23 protein-coding genes are annotated in these 25,305 nt (G+C 73.4%); 17 read left to right on the top strand and 6 right to left on the bottom strand.

Features of this window, described 5'->3' with window-relative positions; translation table 11 throughout:
* Nucleotides 1-41 precede the first annotated feature (41 nt).
* Nucleotides 42-617, bottom strand: a complete 576-nt coding sequence (locus tag E7Z53_RS16035; RefSeq protein WP_176338199.1) for a type II toxin-antitoxin system PemK/MazF family toxin — start codon at nucleotides 615-617, stop codon at nucleotides 42-44.
* Between the two features lie 169 nt (nucleotides 618-786).
* Here E7Z53_RS16035 and lepA point away from each other — a divergent pair, with 169 nt between their 5' ends.
* Together lepA and hemW are read left to right on the top strand one after the other, a co-directional pair.
* Nucleotides 787-2,643, top strand: a complete 1,857-nt coding sequence (lepA, locus tag E7Z53_RS16030; RefSeq protein ID WP_176338198.1) for a translation elongation factor 4 — start codon at nucleotides 787-789, stop codon at nucleotides 2,641-2,643.
* Entirely contained in the window at nucleotides 2,643-3,887 is a 1,245-nt protein-coding gene (gene hemW, locus E7Z53_RS16025) for a radical SAM family heme chaperone HemW (protein WP_144836118.1), read from the top strand. Before lepA ends, hemW begins: the two co-directional genes overlap by 1 nt.
* A 94-nt stretch (nucleotides 3,888-3,981) precedes the next feature.
* On the opposite strand, the gene E7Z53_RS16020 is transcribed toward hemW, so the two are convergent.
* A complete protein-coding gene (locus E7Z53_RS16020; protein ID WP_176338197.1) occupies nucleotides 3,982-4,446 on the bottom strand; it encodes a DUF4870 domain-containing protein in 465 nt (154 codons plus the stop codon).
* Nucleotides 4,447-4,601: 155 nt separating this feature from the next.
* A complete protein-coding gene (locus E7Z53_RS16015) occupies nucleotides 4,602-5,465 on the bottom strand; it encodes a DUF3097 domain-containing protein (RefSeq protein WP_176338196.1) in 864 nt (287 codons plus the stop codon).
* 174 nt (nucleotides 5,466-5,639) lie between these two features.
* On the opposite strand from E7Z53_RS16015, the gene hrcA reads away from it, so the two are divergent.
* The 3 genes from hrcA to E7Z53_RS16000 all read left to right on the top strand — a co-directional run bounded on the left by hrcA (nucleotide 5,640) and on the right by E7Z53_RS16000 (nucleotide 8,656).
* Nucleotides 5,640-6,647, top strand: a complete 1,008-nt coding sequence (gene hrcA / locus E7Z53_RS16010) for a heat-inducible transcriptional repressor HrcA (protein WP_017833974.1) — start codon at nucleotides 5,640-5,642, stop codon at nucleotides 6,645-6,647.
* Between the two features lie 72 nt (nucleotides 6,648-6,719).
* Entirely contained in the window at nucleotides 6,720-7,871 is a 1,152-nt protein-coding gene (gene dnaJ / locus E7Z53_RS16005) for a molecular chaperone DnaJ (protein ID WP_035928454.1), read from the top strand.
* Complete coding sequence (locus E7Z53_RS16000) at nucleotides 7,868-8,656, top strand: 16S rRNA (uracil(1498)-N(3))-methyltransferase (protein WP_109244400.1); 789 nt, start codon at nucleotides 7,868-7,870, stop codon at nucleotides 8,654-8,656. Before dnaJ ends, E7Z53_RS16000 begins: the two co-directional genes overlap by 4 nt.
* Before the next feature lie 16 nt (nucleotides 8,657-8,672).
* On the opposite strand, the gene E7Z53_RS15995 is transcribed toward E7Z53_RS16000, so the two are convergent.
* Nucleotides 8,673-9,599, bottom strand: a complete 927-nt coding sequence (locus tag E7Z53_RS15995; RefSeq protein WP_176338195.1) for a GerMN domain-containing protein — start codon at nucleotides 9,597-9,599, stop codon at nucleotides 8,673-8,675.
* 289 nt (nucleotides 9,600-9,888) lie between these two features.
* Between E7Z53_RS15995 and E7Z53_RS15990 the strand changes: the two genes are divergently transcribed.
* The 8 genes from E7Z53_RS15990 to E7Z53_RS15955 all read left to right on the top strand — a co-directional run bounded on the left by E7Z53_RS15990 (nucleotide 9,889) and on the right by E7Z53_RS15955 (nucleotide 19,119).
* Nucleotides 9,889-10,983: a PhoH family protein gene (locus E7Z53_RS15990; protein WP_136341810.1), complete on the top strand. Its 1,095-nt coding sequence runs from the start codon at nucleotides 9,889-9,891 to the stop codon at nucleotides 10,981-10,983.
* Complete coding sequence (gene ybeY, locus E7Z53_RS15985; protein WP_176338194.1) at nucleotides 10,983-11,489, top strand: rRNA maturation RNase YbeY; 507 nt, start codon at nucleotides 10,983-10,985, stop codon at nucleotides 11,487-11,489. The genes E7Z53_RS15990 and ybeY overlap by 1 nt, the downstream gene beginning before the upstream one ends.
* Nucleotides 11,490-11,498: 9 nt before the next feature.
* Nucleotides 11,499-12,827: a hemolysin family protein gene (locus E7Z53_RS15980; RefSeq protein ID WP_109222694.1), complete on the top strand. Its 1,329-nt coding sequence runs from the start codon at nucleotides 11,499-11,501 to the stop codon at nucleotides 12,825-12,827.
* Entirely contained in the window at nucleotides 12,820-13,896 is a 1,077-nt protein-coding gene (locus E7Z53_RS15975) for a GTPase Era (RefSeq protein WP_031283266.1), read from the top strand. The genes E7Z53_RS15980 and E7Z53_RS15975 overlap by 8 nt, the downstream gene beginning before the upstream one ends.
* A 153-nt stretch (nucleotides 13,897-14,049) precedes the next feature.
* Nucleotides 14,050-15,519, top strand: a complete 1,470-nt coding sequence (locus tag E7Z53_RS15970; protein WP_144836112.1) for an LCP family protein — start codon at nucleotides 14,050-14,052, stop codon at nucleotides 15,517-15,519.
* 178 nt (nucleotides 15,520-15,697) lie between these two features.
* Nucleotides 15,698-17,443, top strand: a complete 1,746-nt coding sequence (leuA, locus tag E7Z53_RS15965; protein ID WP_017833983.1) for a 2-isopropylmalate synthase — start codon at nucleotides 15,698-15,700, stop codon at nucleotides 17,441-17,443.
* Nucleotides 17,444-17,569: 126 nt separating this feature from the next.
* On the top strand, nucleotides 17,570-18,322 hold the full coding sequence (gene recO, locus E7Z53_RS15960) for a DNA repair protein RecO (RefSeq protein WP_017833984.1): 753 nt from the start codon (nucleotides 17,570-17,572) through the stop codon (nucleotides 18,320-18,322).
* A gap of 2 nt (nucleotides 18,323-18,324) precedes the next feature.
* Nucleotides 18,325-19,119, top strand: coding sequence for an isoprenyl transferase (locus E7Z53_RS15955; RefSeq protein WP_017833985.1), 795 nt, complete (start codon nucleotides 18,325-18,327; stop codon nucleotides 19,117-19,119).
* Here E7Z53_RS15955 and E7Z53_RS15950 read toward each other — a convergent pair.
* Complete coding sequence (locus tag E7Z53_RS15950) at nucleotides 19,071-20,129, bottom strand: alpha/beta hydrolase (protein WP_017833986.1); 1,059 nt, start codon at nucleotides 20,127-20,129, stop codon at nucleotides 19,071-19,073. The genes E7Z53_RS15955 and E7Z53_RS15950 overlap by 49 nt on opposite strands.
* Nucleotides 20,130-20,225: 96 nt before the next feature.
* Between E7Z53_RS15950 and E7Z53_RS15945 the strand changes: the two genes are divergently transcribed.
* Nucleotides 20,226-21,314 carry a quinone-dependent dihydroorotate dehydrogenase gene (locus E7Z53_RS15945; RefSeq protein ID WP_176338193.1) on the top strand — a complete coding sequence of 363 codons (1,089 nt, stop codon included), beginning with the start codon at nucleotides 20,226-20,228 and terminating at the stop codon, nucleotides 21,312-21,314.
* 147 nt (nucleotides 21,315-21,461) lie between these two features.
* On the opposite strand, the gene E7Z53_RS15940 is transcribed toward E7Z53_RS15945, so the two are convergent.
* Complete coding sequence (locus E7Z53_RS15940; RefSeq protein WP_031283270.1) at nucleotides 21,462-22,067, bottom strand: DUF3043 domain-containing protein; 606 nt, start codon at nucleotides 22,065-22,067, stop codon at nucleotides 21,462-21,464.
* Between the two features lie 62 nt (nucleotides 22,068-22,129).
* On the opposite strand from E7Z53_RS15940, the gene E7Z53_RS15935 reads away from it, so the two are divergent.
* The 3 genes from E7Z53_RS15935 to ctaC all read left to right on the top strand — a co-directional run bounded on the left by E7Z53_RS15935 (nucleotide 22,130) and on the right by ctaC (nucleotide 25,139).
* Complete coding sequence (locus tag E7Z53_RS15935; RefSeq protein WP_176338192.1) at nucleotides 22,130-23,551, top strand: dipeptidase; 1,422 nt, start codon at nucleotides 22,130-22,132, stop codon at nucleotides 23,549-23,551.
* 84 nt (nucleotides 23,552-23,635) lie between these two features.
* Nucleotides 23,636-24,007 carry a HesB/IscA family protein gene (locus tag E7Z53_RS15930; protein ID WP_017833990.1) on the top strand — a complete coding sequence of 124 codons (372 nt, stop codon included), beginning with the start codon at nucleotides 23,636-23,638 and terminating at the stop codon, nucleotides 24,005-24,007.
* Between the two features lie 250 nt (nucleotides 24,008-24,257).
* Entirely contained in the window at nucleotides 24,258-25,139 is an 882-nt protein-coding gene (gene ctaC, locus E7Z53_RS15925) for an aa3-type cytochrome oxidase subunit II (RefSeq protein ID WP_176338191.1), read from the top strand.
* Nucleotides 25,140-25,305 lie beyond the last annotated feature (166 nt).

Here is a 25,305-nt window from a genome sequence, read left to right as displayed (position 1 = left end):
CCGCCGGATGGCGCCGACACGGGCGGTCCTGAGCCGCCGGCTCAGCCGCGCAGGCGGTGGAGCCGCCCGGCCACCCGGTCGAAGAGGGGCTCGGGCAGGACCGCGCCCTCGCGCCGGACGTCGGCGGGCAGCACCTGGACCACGCGGTCGAGCTTGACCTCGGACGGCCGGCCCCGCGGGTCCCACGGCCCCGTCCCGACGTCCACGTAGTCCGGGTCCTGCGCCAGTCCATTGCTGCGGTCCCGGGAGGTGAGCATCAGGCACAGCAGGTGGTCCCCGGCCCGGTCCACGACCAGCACGGGCCGGTCCTTGCCGCGGCGGTGGTCCTCCTCGAAGGGCACCCAGGTCCACACGATCTCGCCGGGATCGGCCTCGCCGTCGGACAGCGGCCGGTAGACGGGCCGCACCGGACCCGTCCAGTCCCCGGGGTAGGGGCGCGAGAGCCCCGCGGGGAGGCCGTCGCCGGCCCGGGACGGCACGGTGGGCCGGGGCCGCGCGGACGGCGAGGCGGTGCGCCGGCCCGGCCGGGAGGGCTCCGGGCGGCGCCGCCCGGAGCGCTGGTAGGCGTCCACGGCGCGGGCGGCGAGCCGGGTCAGGGTGCCGAGGTTGAGCTTCATGCGACCACTCTAGCCAGGGGCCCTCCGGCGCGGCCGGGGCCCCCGCGGGCCGAAATGGCTCTCCATGACCGAACGTGGGAAACTGGACAGTTGAATCCCCGGCGCGGTCCACCCGCCGGTAGCCCCAGGACCTGCCGGAAGCGACGTTCTCCCGGAGAAAGGACCGCCCGTGTCACCGCTGGCCGTCAATGCCCCGGTTCCCGCCTCGACCGACCCGTCGATCCTCCGAAACTTCTGCATCATCGCCCACATCGACCACGGGAAGTCCACGCTCGCGGACCGGATGCTGCAGGCCACCGGCGTGGTCACCACGCGGGAGATGAAGGCCCAGTACCTGGACCGGATGGACATCGAGCGCGAGCGCGGGATCACCATCAAGTCCCAGGCGGTGCGGATGCCCTGGAAGGTGGGGGGCACGGACTACGCGCTGAACATGATCGACACCCCGGGCCACGTGGACTTCACCTACGAGGTCTCCCGGTCCCTGGCCGCCTGCGAGGGCGCGCTGCTGCTGGTGGACGCCGCGCAGGGCATCGAGGCGCAGACCCTGGCGAACCTGTACCTGGCCATGGAGAACGACCTCACGATCATCCCGGTGCTGAACAAGATCGACCTGCCCGCGGCCCAGCCGGAGAAGTACGCCCAGGAGCTCGGCAACCTCATCGGCGTGGACCCCGAGGACGTGCTGCGGGTCTCCGGGAAGACCGGTGAGGGCGTCGAGGCGCTGCTCGACCGGATCGTGGAGCTGGTCCCCGCCCCGCAGGGGGACGCGGACGCGCCCTCGCGGGCCATGATCTTCGACTCCGTCTACGACACCTACCGCGGCGTGGTCACCTACATCCGCGTGGTCGACGGCAAGCTGACCCCGCGGGAGCGGATCCGGATGATGTCCACCGGCGCGCAGCACGAGCTGCTGGAGATCGGGGTCATCTCGCCCGAGCCGAAGCCCACGGAGGGGCTCGGCGTGGGCGAGGTCGGCTACCTCATCACCGGGGTCAAGGACGTGCGCCAGTCCCGGGTGGGGGACACCGTCACCAACCACCAGCGGCCGGCGGCCGAGAACCTGGGCGGCTACGAGGACCCCAAGCCGATGGTCTTCTCGGGGCTGTTCCCCATCGACGGCTCCGACTACCCGGTCCTGCGCGACGCCCTGGACAAGCTCCAGCTCAACGACGCCGCCCTGGTCTACGAGCCCGAGAACTCCGCGGCCCTGGGCTTCGGCTTCCGGTGCGGGTTCCTGGGCCTGCTCCACCTCGAAATCGTCCGGGAGCGCCTCGAGCGCGAGTTCAACCTGGACCTGATCTCCACGGCGCCCTCCGTGAGCTACAACGTCACCCTCGAGGACCGCTCCGAGCGCGCCGTCACGAACCCCTCCGAGTTCCCCGAGGGCAAGATCGCCGAGATCCGCGAGCCCATGGTGGCCGCGACGGTGCTGGCCCCGTCCGAGTTCATCGGCGCGATCATGGAGCTGTGCCAGTCCAAGCGCGGTCAGCTCAAGGGCATGGACTACCTCTCCGAGGACCGGGTGGAGCTGCGCTACCGGCTGCCCCTGGCCGAGATCGTCTTCGACTTCTTCGACCAGCTCAAGTCCCGCACCAAGGGCTACGCGTCCCTGGACTGGAAGGCCGAGGGCGAGGAGGCCGCGGACCTCGTGAAGGTCGACATCCTCCTGCAGGGCGAGCCGGTGGACGCCTTCAGCGCGATCACCCACCGGGACAAGGCGTACGCCTACGGGGTGATGATGACCGGCAAGCTGCGCGAGCTCATCCCGCGCCAGCAGTTCGAGGTGCCCATCCAGGCGGCCATCGGCTCCCGGGTGATCGCCCGCGAGAACATCCGGGCGATCCGCAAGGACGTGCTCTCCAAGTGCTACGGCGGCGACATCTCGCGCAAGCGCAAGCTGCTCGAGAAGCAGAAGGAGGGCAAGAAGCGGATGAAGATGGTCGGCCGGGTGGAGGTCCCCCAGGAGGCGTTCGTCGCGGCGCTGTCCTCCGACGAGTCCGGGGCGAAGGACAAGAAGAAGTAGTGGCCCCCGCCCAGCCGGAGGGCCTGCCGGGCCCGCTCGACGGACTGCTGCCGCCCTCCGCCGCGGTGGGCTCCGCCGACCGCACGCTCAGCCTCTACGTGCACGTGCCGTTCTGCGCGGTCCGGTGCGGCTACTGCGACTTCAACACCTACACGGCCGTGGAGCTCGGGGCGGGGGTGTCCCAGGACGCCTACGCCGGGGACGCCGCGGCGGAGGTCCGCTGGGCGCGCCGGGTGCTGGAGGACTCCGGGGTGGCTCCCCGACCGCTGCACAGCGTGTTCTTCGGCGGCGGCACCCCCACGCTGCTGCCCGCCGAGGACCTCGCCGCGGTCCTGGCGCAGGCCGCGGAGAGCTTCGGGCTCGCGGCGGGCGCGGAGGTGACCACCGAGGCCAACCCGGACTCCGTGACGCCCGAGTCCCTCGCGGTGCTCGCGGCGGCGGGGGTGACCCGGGTGTCCTTCGGGATGCAGTCGGCCGTCCCGCACGTGCTCGCCGTCCTGGACCGCACGCACGACCCCGACAACGTGCCGCGGGCCGTGCGGTGGGCGCGCGAGGCCGGCCTGGGCGTCAGCGTGGACCTCATCTACGGCACCCCGGGGGAGTCCCTGGCCGACTGGGAGCACTCGGTGCGCACGGCGGTGGGCTACGAGCCCGACCACGTCTCCGCGTACTCGCTGATCATCGAGGACGGCACGAAGCTTGCGGCGCGGATGCGGCGCGGGGAGGTGCCGCCGATCGACGAGGACGACCAGGCCGACAAGTACGAGCTCGCGGACCGGGTCCTCGCCGAGGCCGGCTTCGAGTGGTACGAGGTGAGCAACTGGGCCCGGCCCGCCGAGGGCGCGGACGCCGGCGCCCACCGCAGCCGGCACAACCTCGCCTACTGGCGCAACCAGGACTGGTGGGGGATCGGGCCCGGGGCGCACTCGCACGTGGGCGGGACGCGCTGGTGGAACCTCAAGCACCCCGTGCCCTACACGAACCGGGTGCGCGCCGGGCAGTCGCCGGCGGCCGGGCGCGAGATCCTCGACGCCGACACCCGCCACCTCGAGCGGGTGATGCTGGAGGCCAGGATCCGCGACGGCCTGCCCACGACCGCCCTGGCCGGCGGCGGGCGGACCGCGGTGGCCGGGCTGATCGCCGACGGGCTGGTGGAGCCCGCGGCGGCGCTGCGCGGCTCGCTGGTGCTGACCCTGCGGGGCCGGCTCCTCGGCGACGCCGTGGTGCGGCGGCTGCTCGCCTGACGGGGGCACCCCGGCCGGGGCGCCCGCACGAGGAACGGACGCACCCGTCGGGAACGGATGCGTCCGTCAGGGACGTCCCCGGCGCGGACCGGGATCAGCCGCGCGCGGCGCGCCCCCGGGACCGCTCGAGGAGGCGCTCGACGAGCCGGTCGTAGAGCCGGGTGTTGAAGCGGTAGAGGTGCGGTTCGCCGCGGTTGACCCGGACCCCGCCGATCAGGGAGCCGACGGCGAGCAGCAGCCACGCGGCGGCGGCGGCGAGCGCGAAGAACCAGCCGATGAACGGCACCGGGGCGAGCAGGATCCCGGTGACCACCACGAGGGTCGGCAGCAGGGTGAAGTTCATGGCCTCCATCGACTCCTGCTCCGTGAACGGGCCGCGCCCGCGGAAGACGCGGTGGACGAGGAACGAGGGGAGGAAGCCGATGACGCCGCCGAAGTGCGCCAGGGTCGCCCACTGGTGGTCCTCGGTGACGGTCAGCGGCTGGGCCACGGGGGAGAGGCCCTCGAACGGGGCCCCGGCGTTGTCGCGGCTCGGTCGGGGGTCGGTCTGCACGGGCACGGATGTCCTTCGGCGGTGGGACCGCGGCGGGGCCGCGGACGGTGGGTGGGACACGACCATCCTACCGAGCGGCCCGGAGGGCGGAGGATCCGCCCCGCGCACGTGTGCCTTTGTGACGATCTGCTGGGCGTTGCCCGTGCACGCGGGGCGCCGGGTCAGGCCCCGGGGGCGGTGAGGAAGTCGATGAGCTCCTCGACCCGGCCCAGCAGGGACGGCTCGAGGTCGGCGTAGCTGTCCACGCGGGACAGGATGTGCTGCCAGGCCCGGCTGAGGTCTCCGGGGGTGCGGTGCGGCCACCCGAGGGCGGCGGCGGTGCCGGTCTTCCAGTCCGTGCCCCGCGGGACCACGGGCCAGGCGTCGATGCCGAGGGTGCGCGGCCTGACCGCCTGCCAGATGTCGACGTAGGGGTGGCCCAGCACCAGGACGTTGCCCGCTGCGCCGGGCAGGCGCATGGTCTCAGCGGCGATCCTCGACTCCTTGGAGCCGGCCACGAGGTGGTCGACGAGGATGCCGAGCCGCCGCCCGGGGCCCGGCCCGAACTCCCGCACGGCGGCGGGCAGGTCGTCGATGCCGTGCAGCGGCTCCACGACGATGCCCTCGACCGCCAGGTCGTGGCCCCACACCTTGGCCACCAGTTCGGCGTCGTGGTAGCCCTCGACCCACACCCGGGAGGCCTTCGCGGTGCTCGCGCGCAGCCCCTCGACGGCCACGGAGCCCGAGCGCGTGCGGGAGGGCTTGCGCGCCGCGGGGGCCCGGCGGGGCTCGACGACGACCACGGGCTCGCCCTCGAGCAGGAACCCCGGTCCCAGGGGGAACGCCTTGACCCGCCCCCTCCGGTCCTCGAGCCCCAGCACGCGCATCCCGCCGATGGTCTCCAGGGACACGACCGCGCCGACCCAGCCGGTCGTGACGTCCTCCAGGAGCATTCCCGGGGCGACCGGGACCTCCGCGGAGACCGGCCGGCGGCGGGCGAGGGCGTCGTCGTCGAGGCTGCGCGGCCCCCAGCCGTGGTGGCTCATGGTCGTCCTCCCGGGTCGCGGTGCCGCGCGTCCGGCGCGGATCAGCCGGAAGCGTACCAAACCGCGGGGGCGACCGGCCGTCGGACACGGGGGCTACACTGGACGCCGTTGGCACTGTGGCCACCCGAGTGCCAGGGCATCTTCGGGGGCGTGGACGGACCGGGGAGGAGCGACGTGAACCATCCGAGACGACTGCAGATCCTGCAGGCCATCGTGGAGGACTACGTGCACTTCCGCGAGCCGGTCGGCTCCAAGGCCCTCGTGGACCGGCACCGGCTCGGCGTCTCCTCGGCCACCGTGCGCAACGACATGGCCGCGCTCGAGGAGGAGGGCCTGATCACGGCCCCCCACACGAGTTCGGGCCGGATCCCCACGGACAAGGGCTACCGCACGTTCGTCGACCAGATCGCGGCCGTCAAGCCGCTCTCGGGTCCGGAACGGCGGGCCATCCAGCGGCTGCTGGACGACGCCGCGGACATCGACGACGTCATGGAGCGCACCGTGCGGCTGCTCGCGCAGCTCACCCAGCAGGTCGCGGTCGTGCAGTACCCGCACGCCTCCGGGGTCACCGTGCGCCACGTCGAGGTCGTGGACCTCGGCGCCGGCCGGGTGCTGGTGGTGCTCATCCCGACCAACGGCCGGGTGGCGCAGCGCGTCGCCGTGCTGCGGGCCCCGCTCGAGGAGTCCCAGCTGCTCGAGCTGCGCGCCCGGGTGCTGGCCGCCGTGGTCGGGCGCTGCCTGACCGCGGTGCCGGACGCCCTCGCCGTGATGACCGCGAGCACGGCCCCGCCGCTGCAGCCGGCCGCCGCCGCCGTGGCGGAGGCCGTCGGCGCCCTCGCGGCGGGCGGGGCCGAGCACCGCATGGTCATGGCCGGCACCGCCAACCTCGCCCGCTCCACCGGGGACTTCCACCTGAGCATCGGCCCGGTCCTCGAGGCCCTCGAGGAGCAGGTGGTGATGCTCCGGCTGCTCTCCGAGATGGAGCAGGACGCCCGCGGGGTGGCCGTGCGGATCGGCACGGAGAACGCCGAGGGCCCCCTGTCCGAGGCCGCCGTCGTCGCCACCGGCTACGGGCCGCAGTCCAAGGTGGGGGTCGTGGGCCCCATGCGCATGGACTACCCGTCCACGATGGCCGCCGTGCGCGCCGTCGCCCGCTACCTCTCCCGTATCCTCGGGGGCTGAGCCCCCACGGGCCCCGTCCCCCGGGGCCCACCAGCGAAACCCACCACAGACCTCTCGACAGAACGGACCACGGTGAGCGATCACTACGAGACCCTGGGCGTGTCCCGGGACGCCAGCCAGGAAGAGATCAAGAAGGCCTACCGCAAGAAGGCCCGCCGGCTGCACCCCGACGTCAACCCCGGCCCGGAGGCCGCCGAGGACTTCAAGCGCCTCTCCCACGCCAACGACGTCCTCTCCGACCCCGAGAAGCGGCGCGTCTACGATGCGACCGGCAACGAGAACGGCACCGACACCGGCTTCGGCGGGGGCTTCCCCGGCACGGGGTTCGGCTTCGCCGACATCTTCGACACCTTCTTCCAGGGCGCCGGCGGCGCCGGCTCCGGCCGGCGCGGACCCGCGTCCCGCACCCGCCAGGGCCAGGACGCCCTGATCAACGTCCGGGTCACCCTCCGGGACGCGGTCTTCGGCACGGAGAAGAAGATCACCGTGGACACCGCCGTGGTCTGTCCCACCTGCGACGGCACCTGCTGCCAGGCGGGCACCCAGCCCGAGACCTGCGACGTCTGCCACGGATCCGGCCAGGTGCAGCGCCAGGTCCAGTCGATCCTCGGGACCGTGGTCACGGCGGCGCCGTGCGCCACCTGCCAGGGCTTCGGCACCGTCATCAAGCACCCGTGCCACGAGTGCTACGGCGAGGGCCGCGTGCGCGACCGCCGCCCGCTGACCGTCAAGATCCCCGCCGGCGTCTCGACCGGCAACCGGATCCGCCTCTCGGGTCAGGGCGAGGCCGGCACCGCAGGCGGGCCGAACGGCGACCTCTACGTCGAGCTCAAGGTCGATCCCGACCCCACGTTCGAGCGCCAGGGCGACGACCTGCACGCCCGCGTCCGGGTGCCCATGACCTCCGCGGCCCTCGGCACCACTGTGACCCTCGAGACCTTCGACGGCGAGCGCGAGGTGCCCGTCGGCCCCGGCACGCAGACCGGCCACACCGTGACCCTGCACGAGCTCGGTGCCACCCGGCTGCGCGGCGGCGGCCGGGGCGAGCTGTTCGTCCACCTCGAGGTCGAGACCCCCACGGCGCTCGACGACGAGCAGCGCGAGCTGCTCGAGCAGCTGTCCCGGCTGCGCGGCGAGGACCAGTCCACCGGCACCACCCTGAACTCCCCGGCCGGCTCCGGCGGCTTCTTCTCCCGGCTCAAGGACCGGTTCTCCGACCTGTGAGCCTGCCGGTCTTCAAGGTCGAGCCGGGCCGGCTCGCCGGTCTCGGTCCCGGGGCGGCGCTCACCGTCACCGGCCCGGAGGCCCGGCACGCCGTCACCGTGCGCCGGCTCGCGCCCGGTGAGCGGCTCGAGCTCGTCGACGGTGCGGGGACCCGGGCCACCGGGGAGCTGCGCGCGGGGGACCGGGACAGCATGGAGGTCGGCGTGGTCTCGGTGACCACCGAGCCCGCCCGCACGCCCCGGCTGGTCCTCGTCCAGGCCCTCGCGAAGGGCGACCGGGACCTGCTGGCCGTGGAGACGGCCACCGAGCTGGGCGTCGACGCCGTGGTGCCCTGGCAGGCCGACCGCTCGATCGTGCGGTGGAAGAAGGAGCGCGCCGCCAAGAGCCACGAGAAGTGGGTGCACACCGTCGCGGCGGCCGCCAAGCAGTCGCGGCGGGCGGTCTGGCCCGAGGTGCTGCCCCTGTCCGCCACCCCTGAGCTCGCCCGCCTGCTCGGGGAGCCGGGGACCCGCGGCCTCGTCCTGCACGAGGAGGCGCACGAGTCCCTCGCCGACCTGGCCGGCGCCGCCGGCACCCCCGGTGCCCCGTGGGCGGGCGCCGAGCGGATCGTTCTGGTGGTGGGCCCCGAGGGGGGCGTCGCGCCGGCGGAGCTCGAGGTCCTGGCCGGGGCGGGGGCCCTCGCGGTCCGGCTCGGCCCGGAGGTGCTGCGCAGCTCCACCGCCGGACCGGCCGCGCTGGCGGTGCTCAGCGCCGCACTCGGCCGCTGGGCGTCCGGGACCCCCTGAGCCCCGGACGTCCGGTTCAGCCGGGGACGACCTCCACGTCCTTGTCGTCGCGCACGGTCCCGCCCTCGGCGTCCCGGCCGACGACCGTCACCACGTAGGGGCCCGGCGCCAGCTCGAGCTCGGCCCGGAACCCGGCGGTCCCGTCGCCCCGCGGGACCTCGTCCGCCGTGCCGCTCGAGACGCGCTCCCCGTCCGGTCCGGCCACGGTCCACCGGCAGTCCCGCACCTCGTCCAGCGCCCGTCCCGAGAGGGTGAGGGTCCCCTCGGACCGTTCGTCCTGCCGGGGCTCGTCGAGCCAGAGCGGGGCCTCCAGCGCCTCGTCGGGGCGGAGGGGGCCGTCGAGGCGCACGGACCCGAAGACCTCCTCGTCGGGCCGGCCGTCCACGAGCACCACGACCTCGGCCGCGGAGCCCTCCGGCAGCAGACCCGCCGTGGCCGCCGTGGCGGTCACGGTGTGCGCGAGCTGCTGGAGGGCCAGCCGGACCTCGCGGTCGTCCAGGTCCGGGCGGAAGGCCTCGGACGGCAGGTCCACGGTGATGGTCCCGCCCGGGGACGTCGAGGCGCCCACCCGGTCCACCGGGGACCACAGCGTCCGGTAGTCCGGGTCCTCCGGGGACGCCCCGGTCATCAGCGCCGCCGCCGCCGCGATGGGGTCCACGGCCGCGGCCGCCTCGGAGGCGTCCCGGAACTCGCGGAACAGCCGCTCCTCGCCGTCCGCGCGGCCCACCCAGTAGACGGGCAGCTTCGTGGTGGCCACCCGGCCGTCCGCGGTGCTCGCCGTGGTGGACGAGGCCGGCGCGGCGCCCGACGCGCTGACCGTGCCCTCGAGGGCGGGCTCCGGACCGGTGCCGCACGCGCCGAGGACCAGGGCGCCCGCGGCGGACAGGGCGAGCACGGGGAGCCGGCCGCCGGCGGACCGGGGCCGGGAACGGGCAGTGGCCATGGGGGGACGCGCACCTCGGCTTTCCGGGATCGGGTGGGGGGCGGTGCCGGCACCGGGGGAGGCCGCACCTGTCCCCCTGCCGGAGGACCGGACCATTCCAGCACAGGGCCCGTGGACGCCCCCAGCCGAGGAGCCCCGGCGGGCGTGACCGATACCAAATCGCAATGTGCGGCGGGCGACCTCCGGTGCCGGAGCCGCGCGGTACCCTGGGGTGAGGACGAGTCCCGTCCGCCGTCCCTACCACGGCGACCCACGAGAGAGCGAGAGCACGGCCCGCGCGGCCGGACCCATGACTGAGACGCTGCCCGGCACCACGCACCCCCTGACGGCCCGCACCGTCATCACCTTCCCCGACCGCGAGACGATGGTCCGGTGCCTCGGCTCCGGGGACGACACCCTGCGCCAGGTGGAGACGGCGTTCCCCGGCCTCACGACCAGCCCGCGCGGTCTCGAGCTCGGCATCGAGGGCCCCAGCGGGCCCGTGCAGATCGTCGCCACCCTCTTCGACGAGCTGAAGGTCCTGGCCGGCCGCGAGACCGCGGTCACCCCGCAGGTCATCACCCAGCTGCTCGAGCTGATCGGCAGGGACCTCACCGCCCGCCCCAGCGGCGCCCTGACCCAGAACATCCTCTCCGGCCGCGGCCGCAAGATCCGCCCCAAGACGCTGCACCAGAAGACCTACGTGGACGCCATCGACGAGCACACCGTGGTCTTCGGCATCGGTCCCGCCGGCACCGGCAAGACCTACCTGGCCATGGCGAAGGCCGTCCAGGCGCTGCAGGCCAAGGAGGTCTCCCGGATCATCCTCACGCGCCCCGCCGTGGAGGCGGGGGAGCGGCTGGGCTTCCTGCCCGGGACGCTCAGCGAGAAGATCGACCCGTACCTGCGCCCGCTCTACGACGCGCTGCACGACATGATGGACCCGGACTCGATCCCCCGCCTCCTGGAGGCGGGCACCATCGAGGTCGCCCCCCTCGCCTACATGCGCGGCCGCACCCTCAACGACGCGTTCATCATCCTCGACGAGGCGCAGAACACCACGCCCGAGCAGATGAAGATGTTCCTCACCCGGCTCGGCTTCGGCTCCAAGATGGTCGTCACCGGGGACGTCACCCAGGTGGACCTGCCGGGCAGCGCGTCCTCGGGGCTGCGCCAGGTCCAGCACGTGCTCAGCGGCGTCCCGGACGTCGCGTTCACGGAGATGACCGCGGAGGACGTGGTGCGCCACGAGCTGGTGGGCCGGATCGTCAGCGCCTACGACGCCTTCGACACGACCAACCGGCACCGCAACGAACGGCGCCGGCGCAAGGACGACGCCCGCGCCGCCCGCGCCGCCCGCGACGCCGCGCCGGCGGCCCCGGACGCGGACGGGGCGGAGGCCTGATGGCCGTCGAGTTCGACCTGCAGGTCGACCCGCAGGACGTCCCCGCCGGGGAGCGCGGGGCCTGGGAGGCGGTCGACGTCGAGCTGCTGGGCCGGCTCGCGGACCACGTCCTGGAGCGCCTGCACGTCCACCCCGACGCGGAGCTGTCCATCGCGGTGGTCGACGAGGACGAGATGGCCCGCCTGCACGTCGAGTGGATGGACCTGCCCGGCCCCACGGACGTGCTCTCCTTCCCCATGGACGAGATGCGCCCGGGGACCCCGGAGGAGCCTGTGGAGGGCACCCTGGGCGACATCGTGCTGTGCCCCCCGGTCGCCCGCCGGCAGGCCGAGGCCGGCGGTCACTCCGTCGCGGACGAGCTGTGCCTGCTCACCACCCACGGGATCCTGCACCTGCTGGGGCACGACCACGCCGAGCCCGAGGAGCGGCAGATCATGTTCGCCCTCCAGCGGGACCTGCTCACCGACTTCCTCGGCCGGCCCGCGCCGGTCGAGACCATGGAGTAGCGCCCCATGATGACCACTGCCGTCCTGGTCGTCGCGGCGATCGTGTTCCTGGGCACGGCGTTCGTCCTCACGGCCGCCGAGACGGGCCTCACCTACCTGCCCCGCGCGGACGCCGAGGCCATCGCCCGGGACGCCCCCGACTCCTCCGCCGCCAGGATCCTGGCCACGCCCACCGCGCACCTGCAGGCCCTGCGCTTCTGGAGCGTGTGGTTCGAGACGGCCTCCGCCGTGGCGGTGGCCCTCGCGATGTTCGACGGCCTCGACGACGTCTGGCTCGCCGGCCTCCTGGCCACCGTGGTGATGGCCGCCGTGGGCTTCGTCCTCACCGGGGTCTCCCCGCGCCAGGTCGGGCGCAGCCACGCCGCCGGCACCGTCCGGGCCACCGCCGGCCTGGTGCGCCTGCTGCGCATCGTGCTCGGGCCGGTCCCCGGGATGCTCGTGCGGCTGGGCTCCTCGGGCACCCGGGACGCCGGGAACATCGCCCCCGGCTACCTCACCGAGGAGGAGCTGCTCGAGTTCGTGGACCGGTCCACGGGCCAGGCCCTCATCGAGGACAACGAGGCGGAGCTGCTGCACTCGGTCTTCGACCTCGACGACACCAACGTCCGGGCCGTCATGGTGCCCCGCACCGACATGGTCTCCGTCGACGACGACGACACCGTGGACAACGCCCTGAACCTCTTCTTCCGCTCCGGCTACTCCCGCATCCCGGTGATCGGCGAGAGCGCCGACGACGTCCTCGGCATCCTGTACCAGAAGGACCTCGCCGAGCGGGTGCACCGGCTGGGCACCGGGCTGCGGCTCACCGGGCTCTCCGAGCTCGCCCGCGAGGTCCGCTACGTGCCCGAGTCGAAGAAGGTCAACGAGCTGCTGCGCGAGATGCAGCTCGAGTCGATCCACGTGGCGATCGTCGTCGACGAGTACGGCGGCACCGCCGGGCTGGTGACCCTCGAGGACCTCATCGAGGAGCTGCTCGGCGAGATCGTCGACGAGTACGACCGGGAGAAGCCCGAGGTGGCCGAGCTCGGCGACGGCCGCTACCGGATCTCTGCCCGGCTCAGCGTCGAGGACCTGGGCGACCTGTTCGGCCTCGACCTCGAGGACGACGAGGTGGACACGGCCGGCGGCCTGCTCGCCAAGTCCACCGGCCGGGTGCCCATCGTGGGCTCCCGCGCCACCGTCGAGGGCATCGTCCTCGAGGCCATCACCCTGGAGGGCCGGCGCAACCGGGTGGGCCAGCTCGAGGTCCGCCGGGACCCCGACTGGGTCCCCCCGGGCTCCACAGCCGTGGAGCCCGCCGCCCAGGAGTCCGAGGAGGAGACCCACCACCATGTCTGAGCCCACACCCGCCGTGCCCCCCGGGGTCGGCGATTCCACCACCGGGGAGCCGGTCCCGTTCCGCGCCGGCTTCGCCGTGCTGGTCGGCCGCCCCAACGCCGGGAAGTCCACGCTCACCAACGCCCTGGTCGGGCAGAAGGTCGCGATCACCTCGAGCCGGCCGCAGACCACGCGGCACACCATCCGCGGCATCGTGCACCGGCCGGAGGGCCAGCTCGTGCTCGTGGACACGCCGGGCCTGCACCGGCCGCGGACGCTGCTCGGCGAGCGGCTCAACGACCTCGTGGCGGACACCCTCGCGGAGGTCGACGTCATCGGCTTCTGCGTGCCCGCCGACGAGAAGATCGGCCCCGGGGACCGGTTCATCGCCCAGCAGCTCGCGGCCTCCGGCAACAAGCCGGTCGTGGCGATCGTCACGAAGACGGACACCGTCTCCCGCGTCGAGCTCGCCGAGCAGCTGCTGGCGGTCACCGAGCTGGGCCGCTCCGTCATGGAGGCAGAGCACCGGGTCCGCGCCGAGCGCGCCGAACGGGCCGCCCGCAAGCCCCGCCACCGCTCCGCGGCCGCGCACGCGCCCCGTCCCGACGCCGACGACCCGGGCTGGGCCGACGTCATCCCCGTCTCCGCCGTGGACGGCTTCCAGGTCGACGCCCTCGCCGGGCTGCTCATCGGCAGGATGCCGGAGTCCCCGGCCCTGTACCCCGACGGCGAGCTGACCGACGAGCCCGAGATGACGATGGTCGCCGAGCTCGTCCGGGAGGCCGCCCTCGAGGGGGTGCGGGACGAGCTGCCGCACTCCCTCGCGGTCGTGGTCGAGGAGATGGTGCCCCGCGAGGGCCGCCCCGCGGACCGGCCGCTGCTCGACGTGCGGGTCAACGTCTACGTCGAGCGGTCGTCGCAGAAGGCCATCATCATCGGCAAGGGCGGCGCGCGGCTGCGCGAGATCGGCACCCGGTCCCGGACCGCCATCGAGGCGCTGCTGGGCACGAAGGTCTACCTCGACCTGCACGTGAAGATCGCCAAGGAGTGGCAGCGCGACCCCAAGCAGCTGTCCCGCCTGGGCTTCTGAGCCACCCGGGGCCCCCGGATCGCGCCCCCACCCCGCCGCGTCGCCCGCCCCGAGTCCCGGGGCGGGCGACTAGCATGACACCCGGCGCCCCGGCCGGGCGCCGTCCCCCCGACCCCGGGCCCCGCGCCCGGGGCCTGCCAGGAGAGAGTCACCGTGTCCTCTACGCCCCCCGCCGCCCACGGACGCCACCGCGCCCGCCGATGGTCCCGGAAGCGCTGGGCCGCCGTCGGGCTGGTCGTCGTCCTGCTCGCGGTCCTCGGGGCCGGCGTGGCCGCGACCTGGCGGCTGCAGTCCAACCTGGACACCTCCCCGCTCGACCTCGGCGACGGGACCGGCCCCGAGGCCGGCCCGCTGGACATCCTCGTGATGGGCACCGACACCCGTGACGGCGAGGGCAACGACCGGTACGGCGACGACGAGGACAGCGCCGGCGCCGGCCTGACCGACGTCATGATGCTGGTGCACGTGAGCGAGGACCGCAGCGGCGTGACCGTGGTGTCCCTGCCGCGCGACCTGGTCGCGGACATCCCGCGCTGCACGGACCCCGAGTCCGGCGAGGTCCACCCGGCGGAGGAGGACGCGATGCTGAACTCGGCGATCGCCAACGGCGGCCCCGGGTGCACGGTCGCCACCGTCAACCAGATGACCGGCCTCAAGATCGACCACTTCATGCTCGCCGACTTCAACGCCGTCAAGGAGCTGTCCTCGACCGTGGGCGGCGTCGAGGTGTGCGTCAACGACGCCGTCGACGACCCGAAGTCGGGGCTGGAGCTGCCCGCCGGCGTCTCCTCCGTGGAGGGCGAGCAGGCCCTGGCGTTCCTGCGCAGCCGCGCCGCCTTCGGCGACGGCGGGGACACGAGCCGGATCCGCTCCCAGCAGTCGTTCCTCGCGTCCATGGCCCGCAAGATCAAGGACGAGGGGACGCTGTCGGACCTGCCGAAGCTCTACGAGATCGCCGACGTCGCCACCCGCAACCTGCACGTCGACGAGGGGCTCGGCTCCGTCCCGACGGTGGTCGGCCTCGGCACGGCGGTCCGGGGGATCGACCTGGGCAGCATGGTCTTCGTGACGGCGCCCACCGAGCCCTACGCGCTGGACCCCAACCGGCTCCAGCTCGACGCGGACCCGGCCGAGCACCTCTTCGAGGCGCTGCGCGAGGACCGGCCGCTCACGTCGCCCTCCGCGGAGCCGGCCGACGAGCCGACCTCCTCCGCGACCCCGTCGCCCGACGCCGCCGTCCCGGCCCCCACGGTCGACCCGGCCACGGTCCCGCTCACGGTCGCCAACGTCTCCGGCGTCGACGGCCGGGACGCGGACATCGCGGACGTGCTCGAGGACGAGGGCTACACGGCCGTCGAGTCCGGCCCGCAGGCCACCGAGCTGCCGGGCACGCAGATCTTCTTCGGCGCGGGGTGGTACGAGGCGGCCGTCGAGGTCGCCGAGCTGCTCGGCGTCCCCTCCTCGCAGATCGTGCCGACCACCGACGTGGTGGGGGTGTTCGTGTCGGTGGGCCAGGACTTCCGCGAGGGGGAGCGGCTCGAGCTCGGGGCGGGGCTGCCCGGGGAGCTCAACGGCCAGACCGCGGAGCAGTACACCTGCCAGCAGGCGGCCGGCGACTGGTGAGAACGCGACCCGGCGCGCCGGACGCCCCGTGATAGGTTGAACACATGCGGACCGGGACGCTCCTCCTCCTTACGTGCCGCAACGGGGCCTGACCCGAGGACTGGATGGCCGGCCTCCCGTTGCGGAGTTCCTGATGCCCGGCCACCCGCAGACGTCTCGAGCAGAACAGGCCCCTTCCATGCGCAACTACCAGCAGCCCTCCGGCATGCCGATCCACAAGTACGTGCCGTACCAGCAGCAGTTCCCGTTCGACCTCTCCGACCGCACCTGGCCGGACCGGGTGATCACCGAGGCGCCCCGGTGGTGCGCCGTGGACCTGCGGGACGGCAACCAGGCGCTGATCGACCCCATGAACTCCGACCGCAAGCTCAAGATGTTCGAGCTGCTCGTGCGGATGGGCTACAAGGAGATCGAGGTCGGGTTCCCCTCCGCCTCCCAGACCGACTTCGACTTCGTGCGCCGGCTCATCGAGGAGGACCGGATCCCCGACGACGTCACGATCCAGGTCCTGACCCAGTCCCGTGAGCACCTCATCGAGCGCACCTACGAGGCCATCGACGGCGCCGACAAGGCGATCGTGCACCTCTACAACGCGACCTCCACCCTGCAGCGGCGCGTGGTCTTCGACCAGGACATGGACGGGATCGTGGACATCGCCCTCACGGGGGCGCGGCTGTGCCTGAAGTACGAGGAGCAGCTGAAGAACACGTCCGTGACCTACGAGTACTCCCCGGAGTCCTACACCGGCACCGAGCTCGAGTTCGCGGCGCGCATCGCCAACGCCGTGGCCGAGACCTTCGAGATCGGCGGGGACCGGGAGATGATCCTCAACCTGCCCGCCACCGTGGAGATGGCCACCCCCAACGTCTACGCCGACTCCATCGAGTGGATGTGCCGCAACCTCTACAACCGGGACGCCACCGTGGTCTCCCTGCACCCCCACAACGACCGCGGCACCGGCGTGGCGGCGGCCGAGCTGGGCTACCTGGCCGGCGCCGACCGCATCGAGGGCTGCCTGTTCGGCAACGGTGAGCGGACCGGCAACGTGGACCTGGTGACCCTGGGCCTGAACCTGCTGACCCAGGGCGTGGACCCGCAGATCGACTTCTCCGACATCGACGACATCCGCCGGACCGTCGAGTACTGCAACCAGCTGCCCGTCCCCGAGCGGGCCCCCTACGGCGGGGACCTCGTGTTCACGGCGTTCTCCGGCTCCCACCAGGACGCCATCAAGAAGGGCTTCGACCGGATGGCCCGGGACGCGCAGGAGCAGGGCCGGGGCGTCGACGAGCTGGTGTGGGCCGTGCCCTACCTGCCCATCGACCCCAAGGACCTGGGCCGCACCTACGAGGCCGTCATCCGGGTGAACTCGCAGTCCGGCAAGGGCGGGGTCGCCTACCTGCTCGCCAACGAGCACGGGCTGGACCTGCCGCGGCGGGCGCAGATCGAGTTCTCCCGCGTGGTGCAGGAGCACACCGACACCTCCGGCGGGGAGGTCTCCGGCGCGGAGCTGTGGAAGGTGTTCGCGGACGAGTACCTGCCCACCGTCCAGGACGGGGACGCCGGGCGCTGGGGCCGGTACCGGATCACCAACATCACCACGACCTCCGAGGAGGACGGGGAGAGCACCCTCGAGATCGGCCTGGACGTCGACGGCGTCCAGCACCACCGCACGGCGCAGGGCAACGGCCCCATCGAGGCGCTGCAGACGATCCTCGCGTCCGAGGGCGTGGACGTGCGCGTGCTCGACTACAGCGAGCACGCCCTCTCGGCCGGCGGCGACGCCCAGGCGGCCAGCTACGTCGAGGCCGCCGTGGGGGACCGCGTCCTGTGGGGCGTCGGCATCGACGCGAACACCACCCGCGCGTCCCTGAAGGCCCTCGTCTCGGCGGTCAACCGGGCCGTGCGGGACGCCCAGGGCTGAGCGCCCGGCGCACCGTGCGACGGCGGGCCGCCCCGGACGTGGGGCGGCCCGCCGTCGTCGTCCCGCCCGGCCCGTCCCGCTGCGCCGTCGGCCTGCGCCGTCCGCCCCGCGTGGGACAATGATGCGGTGGCCAGGACGACGTTCGCATCACGCAGCTACCGGGACGACGCCGTCGTGCTGCGCACCTACAAGCTCGGCGAGGCCGACCGGATCGTCGTGCTCCTGACCCGGGACCACGGGCAGGTCCGGGCCGTGGCCAAGGGCGTGCGGCGCACGACCTCCCGCTTCGGCTCCCGGCTCGAGCCGTTCAACGTCGCCGAGCTGCAGCTGGTCACCGGTCGCAACCTCGACATCGTCTCCCAGGCGCTGGGCAAGCGCGGCTACGGGTCGGTCATCGCCGCCGACTACGCCAAGTACACCGCCGCCGCGGCCATGACCGAGGCCGCGGAGAAGTTCACGGAGAACGACGACGAGTCCGCGGCCCAGCAGTACCGGCTGCTCGTCGGCGCCCTGTCCGCCCTGGCCCGCGGGCTGCACGAACCCGGGGCCGTCCTGGACTCCTACCTGCTGCGTGCCGTGTCCACGGCCGGGTGGGCCCCGAGCTTCACCGACTGCGCCCGGTGCGGCGCCCCCGGACCGCACGAGGCGTTCTCGGCCCCGCTCGGCGGCGCCGTCTGCCCGGCCTGCCGCCCGCCGGGGGCCGCCGCCCCCGACCCCGCGACCGTCGAGCACCTCTCCGCCCTGCTCACCGGGGCGTGGGAGCGGATCGACGCCGTGGAGCCCCGCACGGCCCGGGCCGCCGCCGGGATCGTGGCCACCTACGTACAGTGGCACCTGGAGAGGGCCGTCCGGTCCCTGAACCTCGTGGAACGGAGCTGACCATGCCCGGCTTTGCCGCCCCGCCCGCCCATCCCAGCGGCGCCAGCGCCCCGCCGATCCCGCGGCAGTTCGTGCCGCAGCACGTGGCCGTGGTCATGGACGGCAACGGGCGCTGGGCGAACCAGCGCGGGCTGCCGCGCAACGAGGGCCACAAGGCGGGGGAGGCGGCCCTGATCGAGGTGATGGCCGGGGCCATCGAGATGGGCATCCCGTACGTCAGCGCCTACGCGTTCTCCACCGAGAACTGGAAGCGCTCCCTGGACGAGGTGACGTTCCTGATGAACTACACCGCCGACGTCATGGAGCGCCAGCTGCCCACCTTCCAGGAGTGGGGCATCCGGATCCGGTGGGCCGGGCGCAAGCCCCGCCTGTGGCGCTCGGTCATCAACCGCCTGGAGGAGGCCGAGCGGGCCACCCGCGACAACGACGTCGTCACCCTCACCATGTGCGTGAACTACGGGGGGCGGGCCGAGATCGCCGACGCCGCGGCCGCCATCGCCGCCGACGCCCGGGCGGGCGTCCTGAACCCGCGGAGCATCGACGAGAAGACCGTCCAGCGCTACCTCGACGAGCCCGACCTGCCGGACGTCGACCTCTTCCTGCGCTCCTCCGGGGAGCAGCGGATCTCCAACTTCCTCCTGTGGCAGTCCGCCTACGCCGAGCTCGTCTTCCAGGACGTGCTCTGGCCGGACGTCGACCGCCGCACCCTGTGGGAGGCCGTGGAGGTCTACGCCCGGCGGGACCGGCGCTACGGCGGAGCCGTCGACCGCGTCGCCGGCCCCGGCGCCTCCGCCTGAGGCCGGCGCCGTCGCAGACCGCGCAGCCAGGCGGCGAGATCCCTCTGCGCGGCCCGGCGCACGGCCTGCCGGGAGAGGTGCACGTCGTGGACGGCGCCCTCGTAGGAGCGCAGCGTCACGTCGGTGCCCAGATCGGGCGCGTGCCGGCGGATCTGCCGGACGTCCAGCACGGTGTCGGCCGAGCGCATCCGCTCGCTCCACCAGGGGCGGATGCACGAGCGGGCCGAGGTCTGCACCAGCACTGGAAGGTGAAGGTTCAAACCCTTCGCCACTTCACCCTGAGCCTGAAGGACAGCGTTGAGCCACCCCGGGGTGATGTCGAAGCTGGTCTCGGGCCGCCACCGGGCGTCGATCGGCCACTCGCCCTCCGCGTGCTCGCTGATCACCCGGTAGTAGTGGCTGCGCAGCCGGGCCCGCACCGGGACGTCCGGGCGCTGCTCGGCGAGCCGGGCCACCAGGGGGCGCAGGACGGCGCCCACGGCGTCGGAGCCGTGGCTGCCGATCCAGGGGGCGTTGAGGGCCAGTCCGTCGAGCCGGTCGGGGTGCCGTGAGGCCCACATCGCCGCGGTGAGACCCCCGGTCGAGTGGCCCATCAGCACGAGCCGCCCCCGCGGACCGGGCAGACCGTCCTCGGCCATCACGCCGAGCGCCGCGGCGATGTCGTCGTCGTAGTCCGCGAGGTCCGTGGTGTGGCCCGGGCGGCCCTCCTCCACGGCGAGCACCTCGTCGGTGAGGTTCCGGCCGTAGCCGTGCAGGTCCAGGGCGTAGAACGCGTAGCCCGCGGCCGCGCACGTCCGGGCCAGCTCGGCGTTGAAGAAGTAGTCGGACCAGCCGTGCAGGTACAGCACGGCCCCGCGCAGTCGGCCCGGCACGAGCGGGACGTCCCCCGGCCGGTAGCGGACCACCGTGGCAGTGGAGTGGGGGGCGGAGCCGGGGTCCAGGTCCACGGTCCGCGCGCGGAAGCCGGGTCCCAGCACGTCGGGGACCCACGGGTCCGGGGGAGCACCCATGCCCTCACCTCGTGCGAGCGGCCCGTCGGGGCGCCGGTCCGTCAAGCCCCTCCGCGGCCGCCCGGCCGGAGGAGTGCCCTGTGGAAGACTGGGACCATGCGCTTCTACCCTACGTTCTTCATGGCTGTCTTCTCCCGGATGGACCCCGAACGGGCCCACCGGGTCGGGTTCCTCGGGATCCGGGCGGCGCGCGCCGCCCGGATCAGCACCGCGCTGCGGGTCTACACCCGGCCCGATCCCGCGCTCGAGGTGGAGGCGCTGGGCCTGCGGTTCCCGTCCCCGTTCGGGCTGGCGGCCGGTTTCGACAAGGGCGGCGAGGGGATCGGCGCCCTCACCGACCTCGGCTTCGGGCACGTCGAGATCGGCACCGTGACCGCCCAGGCGCAGCCGGGCAACCCCCGGCCCCGTCTGTTCCGGCTCGTCCGGGACCGGGCCGTGATCAACCGGATGGGCTTCAACAACGAGGGTGCGGCGGCCGTGGCCCCGCGCCTCGCGCAGGCGCGTCGCGAGCTCGAGGCGGACCACCGCGACCGCGCCCGTCCGGTGCTCGGCGTCAACATCGGCAAGACCAAGGCGGTGCCGCTGGAGGACGCGGTGGACGACTACCTGCAGAGCGCCCGGGTCCTCGCCCCCCTCGCGGACTACCTCGTGGTCAACGTGTCCTCGCCCAACACCCCGGGCCTGCGCCAGCTGCAGGAGATCGAGAGCCTGCGGCCGCTGCTCGGCGCGGTGGGCCGCGCGGCCGACGAGGCCGCGGACCGGCACGTCCCGCTGCTCGTGAAGATCGCCCCGGACCTGTCGGACGAGGACGTGCTGGCCGTCGCGGACCTGGCCCTCGACCTGGGCCTGGACGGCATCGTGGCCACCAACACGACCATCGCCCGCACCGCGCTCGGGCTGGCCTCCGATCCCGCCGAGATCGAGGCGCACGGGGCCGGCGGGCTCTCCGGGGCCCCGCTGCGGCGGCGCTCCCTCGAGGTGCTGCGGCTGCTGCGCGAGCGCGTGGGGGACCGGCTGGTGCTGGTCTCCGTGGGCGGGGTGACCACGGCGGAGGACGTCCAGGAGCGCCTCGACGCCGGCGCGACTCTCGTGCAGGGCTACACCGCTTTCCTCTACGAGGGTCCCTTCTGGGCGCGCCGCATCAACCAGGGCCTGGCGCGCCGGGCGGGCCGCGCCTGGAGCTGACGGCTCACCGGGGCTGACGGCTCTCGTTACGACGGGGCGCCGCCGACGGCCGTCCCGTCGTCGGGAACAGGACTGCCCCCGGACCGTGCGGTCCGGGGGCAGTCCTGTCGCGGCCGGGCCCTGCGCGGGGCGCGGGCCGGCCGGGGCTCAGGAGGGGCGCTCCCCGCGGGCGACCTGGGGCTTGGGCAGGCGGAGGCGGCGCATCGTGAAGGAGCGCATCGCGGCGTACCAGCGCACGCCGCGCTCCACGGTTCCGAACTTCGCCTGCATGGCCTTCTTCATCCGGGCCGTCGACAGCACGGCGTCCACGATGCCCAGGATCATCAGCGCCCAGATGAGGTAGACGCCGTAGGTGGCCACGTCCTGGACGGGGAAGAACAGGATGACGAGCGCGAGCAGCGCCACGACCATGAGGTACTCGCCCACGTTGATCCGGGAGTCCACCCAGTCCCGCGCGAACCGGCGCTGCGGGCCGCGGTCCCGCGGCCCGAGGAACCGCTCGTCCCCGGCCGCCATGCCGGCCTGAGCCCGCATCCGCTGCTCGCGCGCGGCGTCGCGGGACTGCGCCTTCGCGGCCTTGCGGTCCTCCGGGACCAGGGGCCGGCGCCGGGCCGCCTCCTGCTGCCGGCGGCTGGGCGTGGGCCGGCCCTTGCCCGGGGTCTGCCGCGGGGCGGCCACCGGTTCCGTCGGGGCGGCCGCAGCGGTCACCGACGTGGACCCTGCGCGGTCTGCTTCCTTCTTGCGTCCAAACACCCGTCAAGGATAGCCGACGGACCTGCCGGTCCCCGCCGGGCCCCGGACATAGGGTGGGTGCCATGAGCGAGCCCTGTGCCCCGACCGTCCCCGTCCCCGTCGACACCGTGCGCGCGGCCGTGCGCGCGGACATGCCGCGGACCCTCGAGCAGCTCGTCGAGCTGGTCGCGATCCCCGGCATCGCCTGGGAGTCCTTCGACGCCGCGCAGCTCGAGCGCAGTGCGGTGGCCGTGGCCGGCGTGCTCGCGGACGCCGGCCTGGAGGAGGTGGAGATCCTGCGCGTGCCCCTGGGCGACGGGCCGGGACACCCCGCCGTCGTCGCCCACCGCCGGCCCGCGCCCGGCCGGCCGACCGTGCTGCTCTACGCCCACCACGACGTCCAGCCCCCGGGCCGGCGCGAGCTGTGGGACTCCGAACCGTTCGTCGCCGAGGAGCGCGACGGCCGCCTGTACGGGCGGGGCGCGGCCGACGACAAGGCCGGGGTGATGGCCCACGCCGCCGCCCTGCGCGCCGCGACCGCCCACCGCGGCGACGACTTCGGCCTCGGCGTGACCGTCTTCGTGGAGGGGGAGGAGGAGGCCGGCTCCCCGTCCTTCCGGGACTTCCTGGAGGCCCACCGGGAACGGCTGGCCGCGGACGTCATCGTGATCGCGGACTCCGCCAACTGGGAGGTCGGCGTGCCCGCCCTGACCACGAGCCTGCGCGGGATGGTCGGCGCCGTCGTGGAGCTGTCCGTGCTCGAGCACGCCGTGCACTCGGGCATGTACGGCGGCCCGGTCCTGGACGCGCCCACGCTGCTGGCCCGGCTCATCGCGACCCTGCACGACGACGACGGCGCGGTCGCCGTCGAGGGGCTGCTCGCCGAGGACCGCACCGACCTGGTCTACGACGAGGAGCGGTTCCGGGCCGACGCGGCGGTCCTGGAGGGCGTCCGGCTGGCCGGGTGCGGTTCGATCGCCTCCCGGCTCTGGACGCAGCCCGCGCTGTCGGTCACGGGCATGGACGTCACGCCCGTGGACACCGCCGCCAACACCATCGCCGCATCCGCCCGCGCGAAGCTGAGCCTGCGCACGGCGCCGGGCCAGGACCCCGCCGAGGCCGCGGAGGCCCTCCGGCGCCACGTGGAGGAGCACGCGCCGTTCGGGGCGCACGTGCGCTTCGAGCTCGAGGAGACGGGACAGTCCTTCCGCACCGACATGAGCTCGGAGTCCGCGCGGATCGCCCGGTGGGCGCTGGGGGAGGCGTGGGGCCGGCCCGCCGTGGAGACGGGCATCGGCGGCTCCATCCCCTTCACCGCGGACCTCCTGGAGGTCTATCCTGAGGCCGGCATCCTCATCACGGGCGTCGAGGACCCGGACTCCCGGGCGCACAGCGCCAACGAGTCGCTGCACCTGGCGGAGTTCGAGCGCGCGGTGGTCGCGGAGACGCTGATGCTGCTCGCCCTCGACGACGCCGCCCGCCCCGGGCGGCGGATCCGGGAATGAACCCGATCGCCTATCCGTTGTGCCCGTGACAGACCCGCCGCCGGTCCGACCCCGTGCGGCACCCCTCCACAGAAAGTGAGCATCATGAGCGTCACGACCGAGAACGGCGCCGCAGTGGACGGCCTGCCCACCCACGGCGTCCAGCTGACCGACGTCGCGTCCCAGAAGGTCCGCGCCCTGCTCGAGCAGGAGGGCCGCACCGACCTCCGGCTGCGCGTGGCGGTCCAGCCCGGCGGCTGCTCGGGCCTCATCTACCAGCTGTACTTCGACGAGCGCATCCTGGACGGGGACTCCGTGCGGGACTTCGGCGGCGTCGAGGTCATCGTGGACAAGATGAGCGTGCCCTACCTCGAGGGCTCCACGGTCGACTTCGAGGACACGATCTCCAAGCAGGGGTTCTCGATCGACAACCCCAACGCGGGGGGTTCCTGCGCCTGCGGCGACTCCTTCCACTGAGTCCGTCCGCTCCTCCCGATAGGCCCGTCGTCCGTCCGGACGGCGGGCCTCTCGGCGTTTTCGGGGGGTCCCGCGAACCGCTCCAAGAGGGGCCTCCGAGCGCCGCGCGGAAGCTGACACTGTGTCACCAGATGTCAGCGACACGGGGTAAGCTCGGAGGGAAACATTCCACCTGACTGTGTCCGGGCTCTTCGAATCGGGGCCTTCGGCGCGCAGACGACGAGCACGAGAAGAAGAGGAAGGGCCGTCTGTGAGTTCGCACACACGAACCGACAGCCTCCGGCGCCGCACGGCGAAGGTGTCTGCGGTAGCAGTCCTGGCAGCAACCGCGCTGACGGGTTGCTCGGAAGAGGCGAAGCTCGGCTGGATGCCCACCGAGCGTGGCACCACCGACAACGCCGACATGATCCTCGATCTGTGGGTCGGGTCCTGGATCGCGGCCCTCGTCGTGGGACTGGTGACCTGGGGCCTCATGCTCTGGTGCATGATCGCCTACCGCCGGCGCAAGAACGAGACCGGCTACCCGCGCCAGGTGGCGTACCACGCCCCGCTCGAGGTCTTCTACACGATCGTCCCGATCGCCCTGATCATGTCCCTGTTCTTCTTCACCGAGCGGACCCAGGCCGAGATCACGGCCCAGCACGACAACCCGGACGTGACCGTCCAGGTCTACGGCAAGCAGTGGGCCTGGGACTTCAACTACCTGACCGACGACGTCTGGGACACCGGCATCCAGGGCCACCTCGACGGCGAGGAGGGCGTCCCCGAGCGGGTGCCTACCCTGTACCTGCCCGTCGACAGCGACGTCGAGCTGCAGGTCACCTCCCGCGACGTCATCCACTCCTTCTGGGTCCCCGCGTTCCTCGAGAAGGCGGACATGTTCCCGGGACGCACCAACAACATCAGCATCACCACGGGCCGTGAGGGCGAGTACTTCGGCAAGTGCGCCGAGTTCTGCGGCGAGTACCACTCGGAGATGCTGTTCAACGTCAACGTGGTCAGCCAGGCCGAGTACGACGACCACATCCAGTCCTTGCGCGACGCCGGCCAGACCGGGGCCCTGGGCGAGGAGTACAGCCGCGACTCCTACCCGGGCGCGGACGACCAGCAGCAAGAATCTTTTAACAACTAAGGAGTACCGGTGTCCACACTCGAGTATTCACGGGACGAGGCAGCCACTGTCGCTCCGCGCGTGGTGCCCCGGTCCAAGGGACGGATGGTCGTCAACTGGATCACGTCCACCGACCACAAGACGATCGGGTACATGTACCTGATCACCTCCTTCGCCTTCTTCTGCA

The sequence above is a fragment of the Kocuria salina genome, assembly GCF_013368965.1.
GTDB classification, from domain to species: Bacteria; Actinomycetota; Actinomycetes; order Actinomycetales; family Micrococcaceae; genus Kocuria; species Kocuria rosea.
This window is presented reverse-complemented; position numbering and strand designations above follow the sequence as displayed.